Below are 14,126 nucleotides of genomic sequence, written 5' to 3'. Positions count from 1 at the left end.
CGAATCCCCTTCGGACCTCGTAGGACAGGTACTACGTATCATCGTTCACAGCGGCTGCGCCTTATCGGTCACAGTGGCTGCGCCCTCTTCACCGGAACCGCAGCCCTGGCCGCATCCAGTTCGACGGGCGACCGGACGACGACCTCGCCCAACCGCAGAACGCCGTCGGTGAGCGGTTCTGCGCGAAGCCCGCCTCGCCCGATGAGCGCCTTCCGAGCCCCCTGGGCAACCATCGTGTCCATCCACACGCACGGATGCGCTGGGCGCCCACCTCGAAAACGCACGGGACCGTCACCGGAGTCCAGGTCGAACTCTAGTCCCCGCAGCGGATCCAACTCCAGACCGCGAACGGCTACGTTTCGCCTGGCCACCGCAGCGTCGGGAACAGCTACACCCAGAGCCTCGCCGACGGCTTCCCACGCCTCGACGGCAAGGAACGTCACCGCAGCCTCGGTGTGCGCCTTCACCCCGAAGAAGCGGTCGCCGCGGATCCCCTTGTTCGCAACGATGTCCACACACTCGGCCAACTCGGTCGGCACGTCCTTCGCCGGACCGTCCTTGGCTCGGCCGAAATATGCGTGGGCAGGCGATACGAGCAACTGAACGATCTCGGCGCGGTATTCGAAGGCCATACGTCCGATTCTCCCTTCTTCGATTACCTACCCACCGGTAAGTTCGATAAGTAGACTCGCGAACATGTCTGCGAACACCAGAGTGACCACCTCCGACGGCATTGTCGACGGCAAGCCGGTGGGCGATCTGCTCACCTGGCGCGGAATCCCGTACGCGGCTCCCCCGGTCGGGCCGCTTCGCCTCCGCGCACCGCAGCCCGTCCAACCATGGGACGGCGTCCGCGACGCCACCGAGTGGGGCAACGCCTCGGTCCAGCACAAGCGCGGCACGATGCTCTCCATCGGCAAGTACCAGCCGTCGAGCGAGGACTGCCTGACGCTCAACGTGCTCGCCCCGAGTCGCCCCAGCGAGGGCCCCAGGCCCGTCATGGTGTTCATCCACGGCGGCGCGTACACCCTGGGCACCTCGGCAACCCCGCTGTACGGCGGCGGATCTCTAGTGCGTCGATCACTGCAGGACAGCGACGGCATCATCTACGTGTCGATCAACTACCGCCTCGGCGCACTCGGCTACCTGGACCTGACGCAGTTCTCGACGTCGGCAAGGAAGTTCGAGTCCAACCTCGGCCTGCGCGATCAGGTTGCCGCACTCGAATGGGTTCAGCGCAACATCGGTCAGTTCGGCGGCGACCCCGAGAACGTAACCATCTTCGGCGAATCGGCAGGCGGCAACGCAGTTACGACGCTGCTGGCCACACCAGCAGCCAAGGGCCTGTTCCGGTCGGCAATTGCAGAAAGTTCCGCACCCGGGCTGGTCGCAACTCAGGAACGTGCCACCGGATGGGCACAGGAGTTCGTGGGATTCCTCGGCGACGGCGGCAACGTGGCCGAGACCCTGGAGCAGGCCGATGTTGCCCAATTGGGCCGCGCTGGACACAAACTCGCGTACACCGTTCTGGATCGTACACCCGGACTCCACCCATTCGGCCCCGTCGTCGACGGTGACTACGTCCCGAAGAATCCGCTGGATGCCTACCAAGACGGCACGCACCGAGTCCCCCTCATCATCGGCACGAACAGCCGCGAGGGCACCCTGTTCCCGAAGGTCCTCGACGCGCTGCCCACCAATCCCGAACGCATCGACACACTGTTCGCCCTGACCGATCCGACAGCGAAAGATGTTGTCACCGAGGCTTATCCGGGGTATCCGAACGCGTCTTCCGCGATCGACATCGGCGGCGACTTCACGTTCTGGAAGCCGTCTCTCGAAGTAGCCGAGTCGCATTCGCGTCGGGCGCCGACCTACAGCTACCGTTTCGATTTCGCACCGCGAGTGATGAAGTGGCTCGGTCTCGACGCCACCCACGGCTTCGAGCTGTTCGCCGTGTTCGGGATCAGCGAGACGGCATTCGGGAAGATCATGACGATTCCCGGTGGCCGCCGAGCGTTCGCCGAGGTCACCGAGAACGTGCAGTCTCAGTGGCTCCACTTCGCCAGGACCGGTCAGCCACTGCCGACGTGGCCGAGGTACGACGAGCAGACCCGCGAGACGATGGTTTTCGACTCTCGCACCCGAGTTCAGCGTGATCCTCGGCGTGACCGTCGGCTGGCGTGGGAGGGCTACCGCGGCTACGCGAGCCAGAGGACCGAGGCTTCCTCTATTTGAGCAGGCGGGACATCCGGCGGTCGGCAAGGATCTTGCCGCCGGTCTGGCACGTCGCGCAGTACTGGAAAGAACGCTCCGAGTAGGAGACCTCTCGAACGGGGTCACCGCACACCGGGCACGGCAGTCCAACTCGGGCATGCACCCTCATGCCCGAGCGCTTCTCGCCCTTCAGCCGCGCGGCATCCTGCCCTTCGGATCGAGACACGGCGTCGGCGAGCACTTCTCGCATTGCGCGGTACAGCACCCCGGTAGCCTCCACGTCCAGCTTGTTCGAGGACGCAAAAGGAGAGAGCTTCGCGACGTGCAGGATCTCGTCGGAATACGCGTTGCCGATTCCGGCGATCAGCGACTGGTCGACGAGCGAGGTCTTGAGCCGAGCAGTGGTACCCGCGAGAATCTCGCCGAATTCGGGTTCGGTGACCGCAAGCGCGTCGGGGCCGAGACGCGCGACCCCCGGCACTTCCTTCGGATCATGCACCACCCACACCGCGAGGCGCTTCTTGGTGCCGGCTTCGGTGAGATCGATGGCTGGCGTTGATCCCTCGGGGGTGAAGAAGTGAATCCTCAGCGCAAGCGGGCCCTTGCCTGGTTTCGGCGGTGCCGCGGAGGGATTGTCGGCCCATCGCAACCAGCCCCCGCGCGAGAGGTGAGTGATGAGCCAGAGGTCACCGGCCTGCAGCGCGAGGTGTTTGCCGAACCGGGCAGCGTCGGTGACGTCCCTGCCCTGCAGCTCGGCGATCGGTGGGTCGAACGTCTTGAGCACGCTGAGAGCCGCGATGTCGATGCGGCCGATCACGGCACCGACAGCATGCTCGCGGAGGAAGCCTGCGAGCGCTTCGACCTCGGGTAACTCGGGCATGATCCCATTATGGTGGTGTCCGCACCGAAAATGCAGGACCTGTAGGCGGCGGCGCACACCGGCGGGCGCATACAATGACCCGCGTGATGGTTCCTACCCCGTACGAGGATCTGCTCCGACACGTGGCAGAGACCGGCACCGCGAAGTCCGATCGCACCGGGACGGGAACGACCAGCGTCTTCGGTCACCAGATGCGGTTCGATCTCAGCGAGGGCTTTCCGCTGATCACCACCAAGAAGGTGCATCTGAAGTCCATCGTGTACGAGCTTCTGTGGTTCCTCCGCGGCGAGTCGAACGTCACGTGGCTGCAAGACCGTGGTGTGAGTATTTGGGACGAGTGGGCCGCACCGGACGGCGAGCTCGGACCCGTCTACGGCGTCCAATGGCGCTCGTGGCCGACACCGTCGGGTGAGCACATCGATCAGATCTCGCAGGTCCTCGACATGCTGCGGACCGATCCCGATTCGAGGCGCATGATCGTCTCGTCGTGGAACGTCGGCGAGATCCCCCAGATGGCGTTGCCGCCCTGCCACGCGTTCTTCCAGTTCTACGTCGCGGACGGCAAGCTGTCGTGCCAGCTGTATCAGCGCAGTGCCGATCTCTTCCTCGGAGTTCCGTTCAACATCGCGAGCTACGCACTGCTGACGCACATGGTGGCCGCGCAGGTAGGCCTCGGTGTCGGCGATTTCGTGTGGACCGGCGGTGATTGCCACATCTACGACAACCATCGCGAGCAGGTGGCGGAGCAATTGACCCGCAAGGCCTACCCGTATCCGACATTGAATCTGGCACACCGTGATTCGATCTTCGACTACGAGTTCGAGGACATCGAGATCGTGGACTATCAGCACCACCCCGCGATCAAGGCGCCGGTCGCAGTATGAGTCCGTCCCACGTCGGATTGATCTGGGCGGAAGCTGCGGGCGGGGTGATCGGCGACGGCAACTCCATTCCGTGGCACGTCCCGGAGGACTTGGCACATTTCAAGGCGATCACTCAGGGACATCCAGTCGTCATGGGCCGCAAGACCTGGGACTCACTCCCCCCGCGGTTCAGGCCGTTGCCGGGGCGTCGAAACATCGTCGTGTCTCGTGACGCCGACTGGCACGCCGATGGCGCCGAGACTGCGAGCAGCGTCGAGGGCGCATTGGCATCGATCGACGAAAACACGGCCTGGGTCATGGGCGGCGGCGAAATCTACCGGGCAGCAATGCCGTTCGCCACCGAACTGCAGGTCACCCGAATCGATCTGGCGGTCGATGGAGACACGGTGGCCCCGAAAATTCCAGAAGACTGGACCGCGATCACCGGCGAGTGGATGACCAGCCGCGTCGACGGCATCAGATTTCGCTGGGAGCAGTACGGCAAGGCTTACCAAACTACTTGATCGGCACTGCCTTTCGGTCGGTTAAGCTCTCCGCGATCGGTCCGGTACGCCATACTGAGCGCATGGACAAGAAGTCACTTACCGCCCTTGCCCGACAACAATTGAAGCTTGCCGTGGGCGCCTCGAGTGGCCGTAGTTCACAGACTGTCTACGGGGGCCATCAGCGTCACCTTCGCCAGACCGTCGTCGCGTTGGCCGCCGGGAACAGTCTTGCCGAGCACGACCTCTCCGGCGAGTCGACCGTACTGGTCATCAGTGGTCAGTTGATGCTGGTCAGTGGCGAGAAGTCTTGGAAGGGCTCGGCGGGCGACCTCCTCGTCGTGCCCGATGCCCGCCACAGCGTCGAAGCGACCGAAGACGTCGCATTCCTGTTGACGGTGGCGGTCTAGCCTCCCCGGACCACGAGAACCGGGCAGTCGGCAGTGTTGATCAGCGCATAGCTCGTGGAACCGAGCATCATTCCGGAAAATCCGCCGCGCCCACGACTGCCGACGACGATCAACGACGCTTGCTCGGACAACCCTGTGAGAACACGCACCGGGCGGTCCTGAGCGACGACGCGTCGCACTTCGACGTCCGGGTACTTCTCCTGCCAGCCTGCAAGACTCTCCGCCAACACCGCTTCCTCGGATGCCGCGATGTCGTCCCATCCGAACGGCACGGCCGAAATCTGGGCGAGCGAAACGTCCGACCACACGTGCACGGCCACCAGCGTCGCACCTCGATGCGACGCTTCGTCGAACGCGATCGCGATGGCGCTCTGATTGACGGCCGAACCGTCGACGCCGACGACGACGGGCCCTGAGACGGGCGGTCGGCCGTCGATACTGCGTCCACGTACGACGACAACCGGTGACGATGCATGCGTGCTCAGCCCTACCGCTGCCGAACCGATGATGCCTGAATCCGATTCGCCGAGGCCGACGGCTCCCAGAACCACCATCGCACTGCTCGTCGACGCCGTCAGCAACACATCGATGACCTTGCCCTCGCGAAGCTCGGTCTCTATCCGCAGAGACGAGCCGTCGACGGTCGTTCGCGCAAGAGTTTCGGCTGCGACGAGGCGTGAGCGTGCCATAGCCGCGAACTCGGCAGTCTGTGCGTCGTCGAGATGCGCTGGAGTGTCGACCGCGGTGACTATCCGAAGCGTGAAGTCACGCCCGGCCGCTGTGAGCGCTGCCCAGACGGTCGCCAGGTCGGACGCTTCGGAACCATCGATTCCGACCACTATGGTGCTGCTGCCGCTCATGTGGGCTGCCTCCGCTCGGTGTGCCGCCCAGAGTAATCGACCCGAAGCAAAGAAGGGCGCAGTCACATGCAAGAACCCTCTCACCAATCACAGATGGCAATGCTGTCGGTGATTGGTGAGAGGGTGCTTTCCCACAGACCCCCCGGGGGCTTCATCACGCGCGTCGAGTTACGACGCGCGAAGCTTTTCTGCGTCGCGCGCGAGCGCACGCATACGCATTTGTTCGAAAGTCGCGGCCTGACACTCCAGGTCGTCGAGGAAGTCGGACAGCATCTTTCGATTCCGTTCCCCGCCCACGGTGTCGGTACGCTCGAAGATGCGCCATCCACGTAGTGCAGGGAGCAGAACCTCGTCGAGATGCCGTCTCAGGTCGTAGATTCCGTCACGGGCGATCAACATCGCGCTGCGCTCGAAGCCGGGTAAGCCACTTCCGGGCATCTGGAAGTTCATTACGACCTCGGTGATCGCTTTGAACGTCTGGGCGGGTGCAATTCCGAGGGCAGCGTCGACAACGCTTCGATAGAACCCGACGTGCAGCTTCTGGTCGGCGACGATCCGTTCGAGGACTGCGGTCGCTACCGGGTCCGCACATTCCACGGCTGTGTTCTCATGGCTGACCATCGTCGCCATCACGTCGACGGTGGAGTGCACCATCGATCGGAGGAGGTGATCACCTTCCATCGACGCTTCGATCCCGATGGTCGTGCATTGAAACCGAGCTCTATCCAGCGCAATCGGATCCACACTTCTGGTTGCGACGAGGTACTGCTGGATCGCGTCGGCGTGCAGTCGTTTCTCGCCGGTCCACTCGTGCAGCCAGGATCCCCACGACCCACGGGTGGCCGCGGGTGCGCCAGGTTCGGTGCGCGCAGTGTTGTTGTGAGTCAGCAGGGTCGTGACCAATGCAGCCTTCGCCGTTTCGGTCAGCGGCGACCGCCGCTGCCCCCAATACCGTTCCGGTCGAACGTACTGCGATGGATCCCATGTCTCAGCGGTTGCCAGGTGCCGACCGAGACACTGTTCGATCACCGGCTCGAGTTCTCGAAGCAATGCAATTTGACTCAGTGCTCTCACCACGCCCACCTCCTCGACACTCTCGGATCCCGCCGATCCGACCGATCGGCTGCGGACGACGCTAGGCCCACCACAGGGCAAGAGTGAACGTTCCGGTGATTGTTTAGGCAATGTCGCAACTGTTGCGTCGCCCGTGTTGAGAGCCTTCACAAATTGCTCGCGCCAAACACTGGATAACACGTTGATAACATCCTATGATCGAGTCTGTTATCAGCGTGGAAACAAACTCCAAGTTCGAAATCCGGTCAAATTCAATCGAATTTTGAACCGAACTTGCGTGGATAGGCAACAATACGCGTCAGTAACTTTTTTTTCGCCGGAGCTGACGTTCCTACATGAAGGGCTGATCTGTGACCGTTCACAACACGACGAGCCTCGGAATAATGGTTGCAGGACAGCCTGCATCTGCGCCGCTACGCGACTTCCGGGCCGTGGCACGGCTGTTGGTCGGCCACTTCGCGGCCAATACCCCGTGCGGATCCCTTCCTGGTGAGCAGCTGCACGGCGACGTCACCGAGTTCACCGTCAAATGCATCAGCATCGCTGTGCAGATGCTGGACGAGCGGCGCGCGCCGAACGAGAGCGATCTGGCGGAGCTGCGGGCGAAAGCCAGCCAGTGGGCACGCGAAGGCGTCCCCCTCGAATCGGTATTGACCGTCTACCACGAGGGCATCCAGATCGGCTGGAACCTCGTATCCAAGCGAGCAGGCGACGGGGACGCAGGCGATCTCATCGAAGCGGCTCGGATGTTCGTCCTGCTGTCGGAGAAGGTATCCATCGCTGCCTCGAAGAGCTACGTCGAAGAACTGCAAGCCGTTGCGAGCGAACATCACACGGCCGCCCATACCCTGGTGTCCTCGCTGCTGAGCGGACACAATGCTGTGGCAATCGCCCGGCAGTCCGGCATCGAACTCGCCGACAGCTACCTCGTTCTGGCGTTGTCGGTGCCGTCCCACCCGGACGAGAACGATCCTGCGATCCAACGGACAGTGGCCGCGCGCCGCAAGCTCCGCCGAGTCCAGGCGGAATTGGCGACCATGTGCGGACGCACTCCACTCTCCATGCTCAGCACCGAGGGCGGCACCGTTCTCATACCCGGCGTGCACGACGAGGAATGGGTGGAAGCACTCGTCCATCGCTTGAGTACTGCGGCCGAGGTACCTCTCACCGTCACCGCCGAACAGGCCGCGACCGCCGACATCCCGACGGCGGCCGATCAGGTCCACGAACTGCTTGCCCTGGCGCATCAGCTTCATCGCCCTTCCGGTCTGTACCGCATGGACGACCTGGTTCTCGAATACCAGCTGACCCGCCCCGGCCCGGGACGGCGACACCTCCGCCAGATTCTCGAGCCGCTCGATGCTTCACCGGAACTGCTCGAAACGCTCGAAATCCACATCTCGCACGACCTCAATCGTCAGCGGTCCGCCCGCCAGCTACACCTGCACACCAACACGGTCGACTACCGACTCAAGAGGATTGCTCAGCTGACCGGATTCGACCCGACACGACCGTCGGGAATCCGTCATCTGCAGGCTGCACTCGTCGCACGAAGGCTCGAAGCAGCGCAGGGCGCAGCATAGGGAATTATTCGTCCGGGGCGCTGGTTGGACACTTCGACAGCGTTCGATCCATGCCCCGGGTACCAACACAAATGCCGCTTCGAGCGGCCTCTTGCCGAGAGGCGCACTGGCGGACGCTGTCACTATTGAACCGTCCACATTCGTGTGGACGGTTCTTTACGTTCCAAGAGGAGTCGCATATGGCCACGCCCGCTCTCACGGTCCGCCTCGATGGCGTCGTCAAGGAGTATTCGACCGGGGAACAACCGGTACGAGCTCTGGACGGGATCGACCTCACCGTGTCGGGTGGCCAATTCGTCTCCCTGGTTGCACCGTCCGGAGCAGGCAAGAGCACCTTGTTGCACATGCTCGGCGCCCTCGACGTTCCCGACGCCGGAACCGTGGTCTTCGACGGCATCGACATCACGAAGCTCAACGACAACGAACAGTCGGACTTCCGGCGCCATCGCGTCGGGTTCGTCTTCCAGTTCTTCAATCTGCTGCCCACGATGTCGGCATGGGAGAACGTTGCGGTACCCAAGCTGCTCGACGGGATACCGATGTCCAAAGCCAAGGCCGATGCGATGCGCCTGCTCGACATGGTCGGACTGTCGGATCGCGCTGAGCACCGCCCGGCTCAGCTCTCCGGCGGTCAGATCCAGCGGGTGGCGATCGCGCGGGCTCTCGTCATGAACCCGGCACTGATCATCGCCGACGAGCCGACCGGCAATCTCGACTCGAAGACGTCGCACTCAGTACTCGACATACTCGCCGACATCGCACACGACAGCGATGACACCGGCGCTGTCGTCATGGCTACGCATGACCTCGAAGCTGCGCGGAGAACCGATCGCGTCATTTCCATGCTCGACGGTCGGATCGATACCGATGTCCTGTCAGGACAGGAAGTGTGATCGGGACGGCCGTCAGTCGCTTTCGGGTTCTCGGATTTCGAGACCTCCGTGCGCACTGGGTTCGATCGCTGGTATCGGCTGGAGTCGTTGCGGTCGCGGCCGCGCTCCTCGTTGCGGTGCTGGGGACGTACGGCTCCCTCACCGGTTCGGTCGAAAAGCTTGCGGTCTCCATCGCCGGTGACGCCGATCTCGAGGTCGTCGGTGTGACGGACACCGGTTTCGCTGCAACCGAACTCGACGTCATCCGCGCAGTACCCGGCGTCGAGGCGGCAGTACCGCTGCTGCGCGGCGAGATCGTCACCGGCAGTGGCTCGCTCACCGTCATCGGCGTCGACGCATCCATCACCGCCCTCGATTCGGATCTCCAGAGCGCTGTGTCGGGTTCGATCACCGACCTCGCGCGCCCGGGCGCCGTACTCGTCGGGCCGAACACCGGATACGCCGAGGGACAGACCTTCGAGGTAGCCGGACGCACTCTGACTGCAGTCGGCGTGGTGACCGGGGAGGGTTCGGAACGAATCGGCGGCGGCAATTTCCTGATCACTCCCCTGCCTGCCGCCCAGACCCTCACCGACCGAGCCGGACAGCTGGATTCGATCTTCGTCGTGGGCGATGCAGCCGACGCAGTCCGGGATGCAGTCGGTGGCCGAGTCGCCGTGATGAGCCCGGACTTTCGCGCCGAGCGAGCCGACACGGCCATGAGCCTGACACGAAACTCCACACTCATGGTCTCGTTGATCGCCTTCGTCGTCGCAGGCTTCCTGGTGTTCAACGTCATGAACATGGCAATTGCGAAGCGCCGACCGACCATCTCGGTGTTGCGCTCCATCGGCGGTCGGCGCGCCACGATCGTCCGAGACCTGCTGACCGAAGCTGCACTGGTCGGGCTCGTCGCAGGATCGATCGGCGTTCCGCTCGGGATCTTGATGGGGAACCTTGCAATCGACAGCCTGCCCCCGTTTCTGATCGAGGCGTTCGACGTCCGACTCGAATACGTGTTGCCGGTCTACGCAATCCCTTCGGCAATCATCCTGTGCGTGGCTGCGTGTGTGGCGGCGTCTGCTCTGGCAGCCGTGCAGGTGTATCGCATTTCTCCAGTCGAGGCTTTGGCCGTGGGTGGGTCGGAAGCCTCGTCGGGGCCGTCCGGTCGGTTCGCCCTCGGTGTCGGGATGCTCGGCGCTGCAGCGATCGCCGGGTCGGTCGTGTTGGCGGTGACGGTCGACGGAGAAGCGGCACTTGCTGCGGGCGCCGTGTTCCTCGTCGGCGTCGTCGCGCTGTGCGTGGGTGGGACCGGAATGATCGTCGGTGCGGCAGGCAATGTTCCGCGCCGCTGGGGTGGCGCTGGACGGTTGGCGAGCGCCACCATCGAACGCGCGCCGGGCCGAATCTGGGCAACCGTCATGACGATCATCGTGGCCGTCGGCGTCATCGTCGGCGTGTCAGGAGCATTGAACAATCTGACGAGCTCGGCGACCGAGTCGTTGTCGTCCCTGGGCCGCACCGACGTCTACGCGTCACTGACGTCCAGCTACGCGGTGCCCTCGGGCGCGACGTTGGATCCTGCAGTGGTGCAGCAGATTCGCTCGACCCCGGGGGTGACGAACGTCGTCGAAGGGCAGTGGGCGTACGCGGATCTCGGCGACGAACTCGTCGCCATCCAAGGCGTCGCCGCAGGCAGCAACGCCGTGACACTCTCGGTCCTCGACGAATCCGTGGAAGCCGCTGTGCTGCGCGGCGACGGCGTCGCCATATCCCGCAATCTTGGCCTCGCGCTGAATGTTTCAGCGGGAAGCACCATCGAGCTCCCCACTCCCACCGGAGTGCGCCCGGTGAAAGTACTTGCCGTGGTCGACTACCTCAATGCCGCCGGTGGAACCATGGCGATCTCGCTCGATTCCATGCAGGAGTGGTTCGAACGCCCAGGCGCTACCTATCTGGAGATCGCGGTCGACTCGGACACCGTCCAGAAAACGTTGGACGACACTCTGCCGCCCGAGATCAACATCTACTCCGGCACCCAAGCACTCGAAGGCGCGAGCGCATCCATCGCGCAGGCCGGTGCCCTCGCCGTGGCACTGCAATGGATCGTGGCCGTCGTCGCAGCTGTCGCGCTGCTCAACACACTGATGTTGTCGGTCCTCGAACGACGCCGAGAACTAGGCGTACTGCGAGCCATGGGCGCGAGCCGCGGAACACTCGGACGGATGGTGCTGAGCGAAGCGCTGGCAGTCGGCATCGTCGGCGGTGTGCTGGGGCTGGCAATCGGTGCCGCGCTGCAATACCTCAGCACCCTCATCCTCGGCGCGAGCACAGGCATCGCCATCGAGTACACGGCGGACCCGTCGATCCTGCTCTACGGACTCGTCGCGCTGCTCCTCGCCCTGGTCGGGTCACTACCGCCGGCCGTCCACGCCTCACGGTCGACCATCGTCGATGCTATTGCGGCCGACTGATCCAGCGACCGGTACACTCGTCCGTGCACAACTCGCCTTCGTAGCTCAGGGGATAGAGCAACCCTCTCCTAAAGGGTAGGTCGCAGGTTCGAATCCTGCCGAGGGCACCACCTAAAGGCGCAGGTATAGCGCCTGCGAGGCCCGATCCGAGGGGCTGAACCGACCGATCCAAGCCTGAAACGCGCGTGATTTACGCGTGAGCGACGGCTTACCTCACGTGTTCGCGCTCTCAGCTCGTCTACGACGCCGCTAGTAGGTAAGCAGTAGCCTGTCCGCCACTACTTCGGACTCCAGGGTCTGTCCGCTCATCTGGAACCGACGGAGCATGGACCTGCCACAGTTCACCATTACCTCGCTGACGAAAAGACCATCCGGGGCGGCATTGACGACGCTCTTTAGACCCGACTTCTTTGTTCCATCGATGCTGAGAGCCACCCGTACGCCGCGCGACTTGCATCTGTCGATCTCCGTAAACAGATCTTCAAGCAGGAACTGTTGTGCCCCGTAAAGGATTGCCTGGGTGTCCGTGTAGGGCGGGTCGCAGTAGACAAGATCGCCCGCCACAGCCGATTGCATCGCCTCCCGATAGTCGAGATGCGCGAACTTTGTCCCCTTCACGCGCTCTGACCAGGTGTCGACCCGCTTGCTGAATGACTCCGAGGATACGGGCTTGTGAACGCCGCAAGGCGTCGACAGGTAGTGGTCGGCCTTTCGGAACCTTACGACACCGCCGTAGCAAGAACGGCAGATGTAAAGAAGATCAGCACCGTTGGGCGTGAAGTTGTACGAAGCTTTGACCTTCTCGTAGACCTCAGACTTGTTAGTAAATTCCGGGTCAACAAGGTTGCGCCGTTCCGCGTACCACTCCTTCAGCAGTTCTGGATCTTCAGAGAGAGTCGTCCAGATCTCCGCGAGAGGACCCAGTGCGTCAGATGCAAATCCGCGGACGGGCGCATAGGTACCAAGTACCGCACCACTCCCGACAAAGGGTTCGAAGTACGTACCCACGTCCTGGGGGAAGTACGACGCGATCTCATGGGCGAAGCGTTGCTTGTTACCGATCCACTTCAGAAGCTGCGTCTTGAACGGTGCAATTGGCTCCGACACGTCAAACAAGGTCTCGGTCGTGGTCATCGTGAGAGCCTAGCAGGCAAGTATCCCAATTTCGGATACGAACACGGGCACTGGTCAACTCCGATCGTGGAAAAGTCGATCACCACTCGGGCATACGCCGAACTGCTGCGAGTCCTTCGCGAAGCACGTGCCGAGGCCGGATTGAGCCAGCAACAGCTGGCCGATCGACTCAACGAACCGCAATCGTTTGTCAGCAAGTACGAGTCCGGAACACGCCGTCTCGATCTCGTGGAACTCCATGCAATCGCCGCAGCACTGGACGTTTCTCTCGCTTCGCTGGTCAAGCGCTTCGAGGAGGACCTATGAAGGCTGACCCAAGATTTTTCGGTAATCCCACCAGTTTCTGGGCTTACGTTCGCGCTATCAGCGAATCACTCGGGTATTCGATTCGTGGTGCATCGACCGTCCGAAACCCCTCAATTGACGATATGTTCGCGGCCCTGAAGAAGCTCGGGCAACCCACAGAGACACTTGGAACTCCGACCAATCCAAGCCAATTCGCCTTCCTGCTAAGTGAGTACTTCACCTATCGGGCCGAAATTTTGAACAATCAGGTCCGTGTCGATCTGATGAACTCGGTCGAGGCCTTTGAGGCATACGACGAAGTAAAAGATTCTGTCGGGGCTCGAATGACAGGAAATCGGATCTTGAATAGCAAAGGAGAAGAGAGCGCCGTCGAATACCACGTTGGCGATTCGATCGTGAGAGTCCCGCTTAACAAGCAAAAAGACGAGAAAAAGAGAGAGTCATATCTGACTGGTATCGTCAATTTGATTGTTGCAGAACGGCTTAACGGCTTACCATGCGACTACGATCCCCGCAAAATGACTTCCGTCGATCATGACGGAAAGCTCTACCAAACGTTCTCACGTCGATACGATGGATCCTTTCCCTCGACCCGAAATCCGATCGCGATGTGGGAAATAAAAGAATATTACTACACCACCACGTTTGGCAGCAAAATCTCGGACGCGGTCTACATTACCAGCCTAGACGGCTACGAACGCGAGGAACTTGAGCGAGGCTCAGGAATCAAAATCCACCATCTCGTTATGGTGGACGCTTTTGAAACTTGGTGGGGAAAGGGTAGATCATACCTTTGCAGAATGGTGGATATTCTTAATATGGGACATGTAGACGACCTTCTATTCGGCAGAGAGGTAATTCGTGAACTTCCTCAAATTGCAGATGACTGGGCAAATCACTACATGACCGAATACGTAAAGGAGTCCTGACTGAGTTCAATCGCTGTCTAC

The 14,126-nt window shown here is 62.1% G+C and carries 14 protein-coding genes and 1 tRNA gene; 10 read left to right on the top strand and 5 right to left on the bottom strand.

Annotated features, from left to right (window positions below):
• Window positions 1–68 precede the first annotated feature (68 nt).
• Window positions 69–632: a molybdenum cofactor biosysynthesis protein gene (locus WDS16_RS01430; RefSeq protein ID WP_338889937.1), complete on the bottom strand. Its 564-nt coding sequence runs from the start codon at window positions 630–632 to the stop codon at window positions 69–71.
• A 64-nt stretch (window positions 633–696) separates the two neighbouring features.
• On the opposite strand from WDS16_RS01430, the gene WDS16_RS01425 reads away from it, so the two are divergent.
• A complete protein-coding gene (locus WDS16_RS01425) occupies window positions 697–2,238 on the top strand; it encodes a carboxylesterase/lipase family protein (RefSeq protein WP_338889935.1) in 1,542 nt (513 codons plus the stop codon).
• On the opposite strand, the gene WDS16_RS01420 is transcribed toward WDS16_RS01425, so the two are convergent.
• Window positions 2,231–3,097, bottom strand: a complete 867-nt coding sequence (locus WDS16_RS01420; RefSeq protein WP_338889934.1) for an Fpg/Nei family DNA glycosylase — start codon at window positions 3,095–3,097, stop codon at window positions 2,231–2,233. The two genes, WDS16_RS01425 and WDS16_RS01420, sit on opposite strands and share 8 nt — an antisense overlap.
• An 83-nt stretch (window positions 3,098–3,180) precedes the next feature.
• Here WDS16_RS01420 and WDS16_RS01415 point away from each other — a divergent pair, with 83 nt between their 5' ends.
• The 3 genes from WDS16_RS01415 (at window position 3,181) to WDS16_RS01405 (ending at window position 4,873) form a co-directional block, all read left to right on the top strand.
• On the top strand, window positions 3,181–3,981 hold the full coding sequence (locus WDS16_RS01415) for a thymidylate synthase (protein WP_338889932.1): 801 nt from the start codon (window positions 3,181–3,183) through the stop codon (window positions 3,979–3,981).
• Window positions 3,978–4,484, top strand: a complete 507-nt coding sequence (locus WDS16_RS01410; protein ID WP_338889931.1) for a dihydrofolate reductase — start codon at window positions 3,978–3,980, stop codon at window positions 4,482–4,484. The genes WDS16_RS01415 and WDS16_RS01410 overlap by 4 nt, the downstream gene beginning before the upstream one ends.
• A gap of 62 nt (window positions 4,485–4,546) precedes the next feature.
• Window positions 4,547–4,873: a cupin domain-containing protein gene (locus tag WDS16_RS01405; RefSeq protein ID WP_068377512.1), complete on the top strand. Its 327-nt coding sequence runs from the start codon at window positions 4,547–4,549 to the stop codon at window positions 4,871–4,873.
• On the opposite strand, the gene WDS16_RS01400 is transcribed toward WDS16_RS01405, so the two are convergent.
• Both WDS16_RS01400 and WDS16_RS01395 read right to left on the bottom strand, forming a co-directional pair.
• Window positions 4,870–5,733, bottom strand: coding sequence for a universal stress protein (locus tag WDS16_RS01400; RefSeq protein ID WP_338889930.1), 864 nt, complete (start codon window positions 5,731–5,733; stop codon window positions 4,870–4,872). The genes WDS16_RS01405 and WDS16_RS01400 overlap by 4 nt on opposite strands.
• A gap of 168 nt (window positions 5,734–5,901) precedes the next feature.
• Complete coding sequence (locus WDS16_RS01395; RefSeq protein WP_338889929.1) at window positions 5,902–6,807, bottom strand: acyl-ACP desaturase; 906 nt, start codon at window positions 6,805–6,807, stop codon at window positions 5,902–5,904.
• Window positions 6,808–7,157: 350 nt separating this feature from the next.
• Between WDS16_RS01395 and WDS16_RS01390 the strand changes: the two genes are divergently transcribed.
• From WDS16_RS01390 to WDS16_RS01375, 4 genes are all read left to right on the top strand, one after another.
• Window positions 7,158–8,390: a helix-turn-helix domain-containing protein gene (locus WDS16_RS01390; protein WP_338889928.1), complete on the top strand. Its 1,233-nt coding sequence runs from the start codon at window positions 7,158–7,160 to the stop codon at window positions 8,388–8,390.
• Between the two features lie 179 nt (window positions 8,391–8,569).
• Entirely contained in the window at window positions 8,570–9,283 is a 714-nt protein-coding gene (locus WDS16_RS01385) for an ABC transporter ATP-binding protein (RefSeq protein WP_338889927.1), read from the top strand.
• Window positions 9,280–11,736: an FtsX-like permease family protein gene (locus tag WDS16_RS01380; RefSeq protein WP_338889926.1), complete on the top strand. Its 2,457-nt coding sequence runs from the start codon at window positions 9,280–9,282 to the stop codon at window positions 11,734–11,736. The genes WDS16_RS01385 and WDS16_RS01380 overlap by 4 nt, the downstream gene beginning before the upstream one ends.
• A 34-nt stretch (window positions 11,737–11,770) precedes the next feature.
• A tRNA-Arg gene (locus WDS16_RS01375) sits at window positions 11,771–11,846 on the top strand.
• Window positions 11,847–11,985: 139 nt separating this feature from the next.
• Here WDS16_RS01375 and WDS16_RS01370 read toward each other — a convergent pair.
• Window positions 11,986–12,870 (bottom strand): DNA adenine methylase, encoded by an 885-nt coding sequence (locus WDS16_RS01370; RefSeq protein WP_338889925.1) that lies wholly within the window; start codon window positions 12,868–12,870, stop codon window positions 11,986–11,988.
• A 66-nt stretch (window positions 12,871–12,936) separates the two neighbouring features.
• Here WDS16_RS01370 and WDS16_RS01365 point away from each other — a divergent pair, with 66 nt between their 5' ends.
• Window positions 12,937–13,176, top strand: a complete 240-nt coding sequence (locus WDS16_RS01365; protein ID WP_338889923.1) for a helix-turn-helix transcriptional regulator — start codon at window positions 12,937–12,939, stop codon at window positions 13,174–13,176.
• Window positions 13,173–14,105 (top strand): DUF7687 domain-containing protein, encoded by a 933-nt coding sequence (locus WDS16_RS01360; RefSeq protein WP_338889921.1) that lies wholly within the window; start codon window positions 13,173–13,175, stop codon window positions 14,103–14,105. Before WDS16_RS01365 ends, WDS16_RS01360 begins: the two co-directional genes overlap by 4 nt.
• Window positions 14,106–14,126 lie beyond the last annotated feature (21 nt).

The sequence above is a fragment of the Rhodococcus sovatensis genome (genome assembly GCF_037327425.1).
Lineage (GTDB): Bacteria > Actinomycetota > Actinomycetes > Mycobacteriales > Mycobacteriaceae > Rhodococcoides > Rhodococcoides sovatense.
The sequence above is the reverse complement of the archived record's forward strand: the minus strand, read 5'-3'. Positions and strand labels throughout refer to the sequence as shown.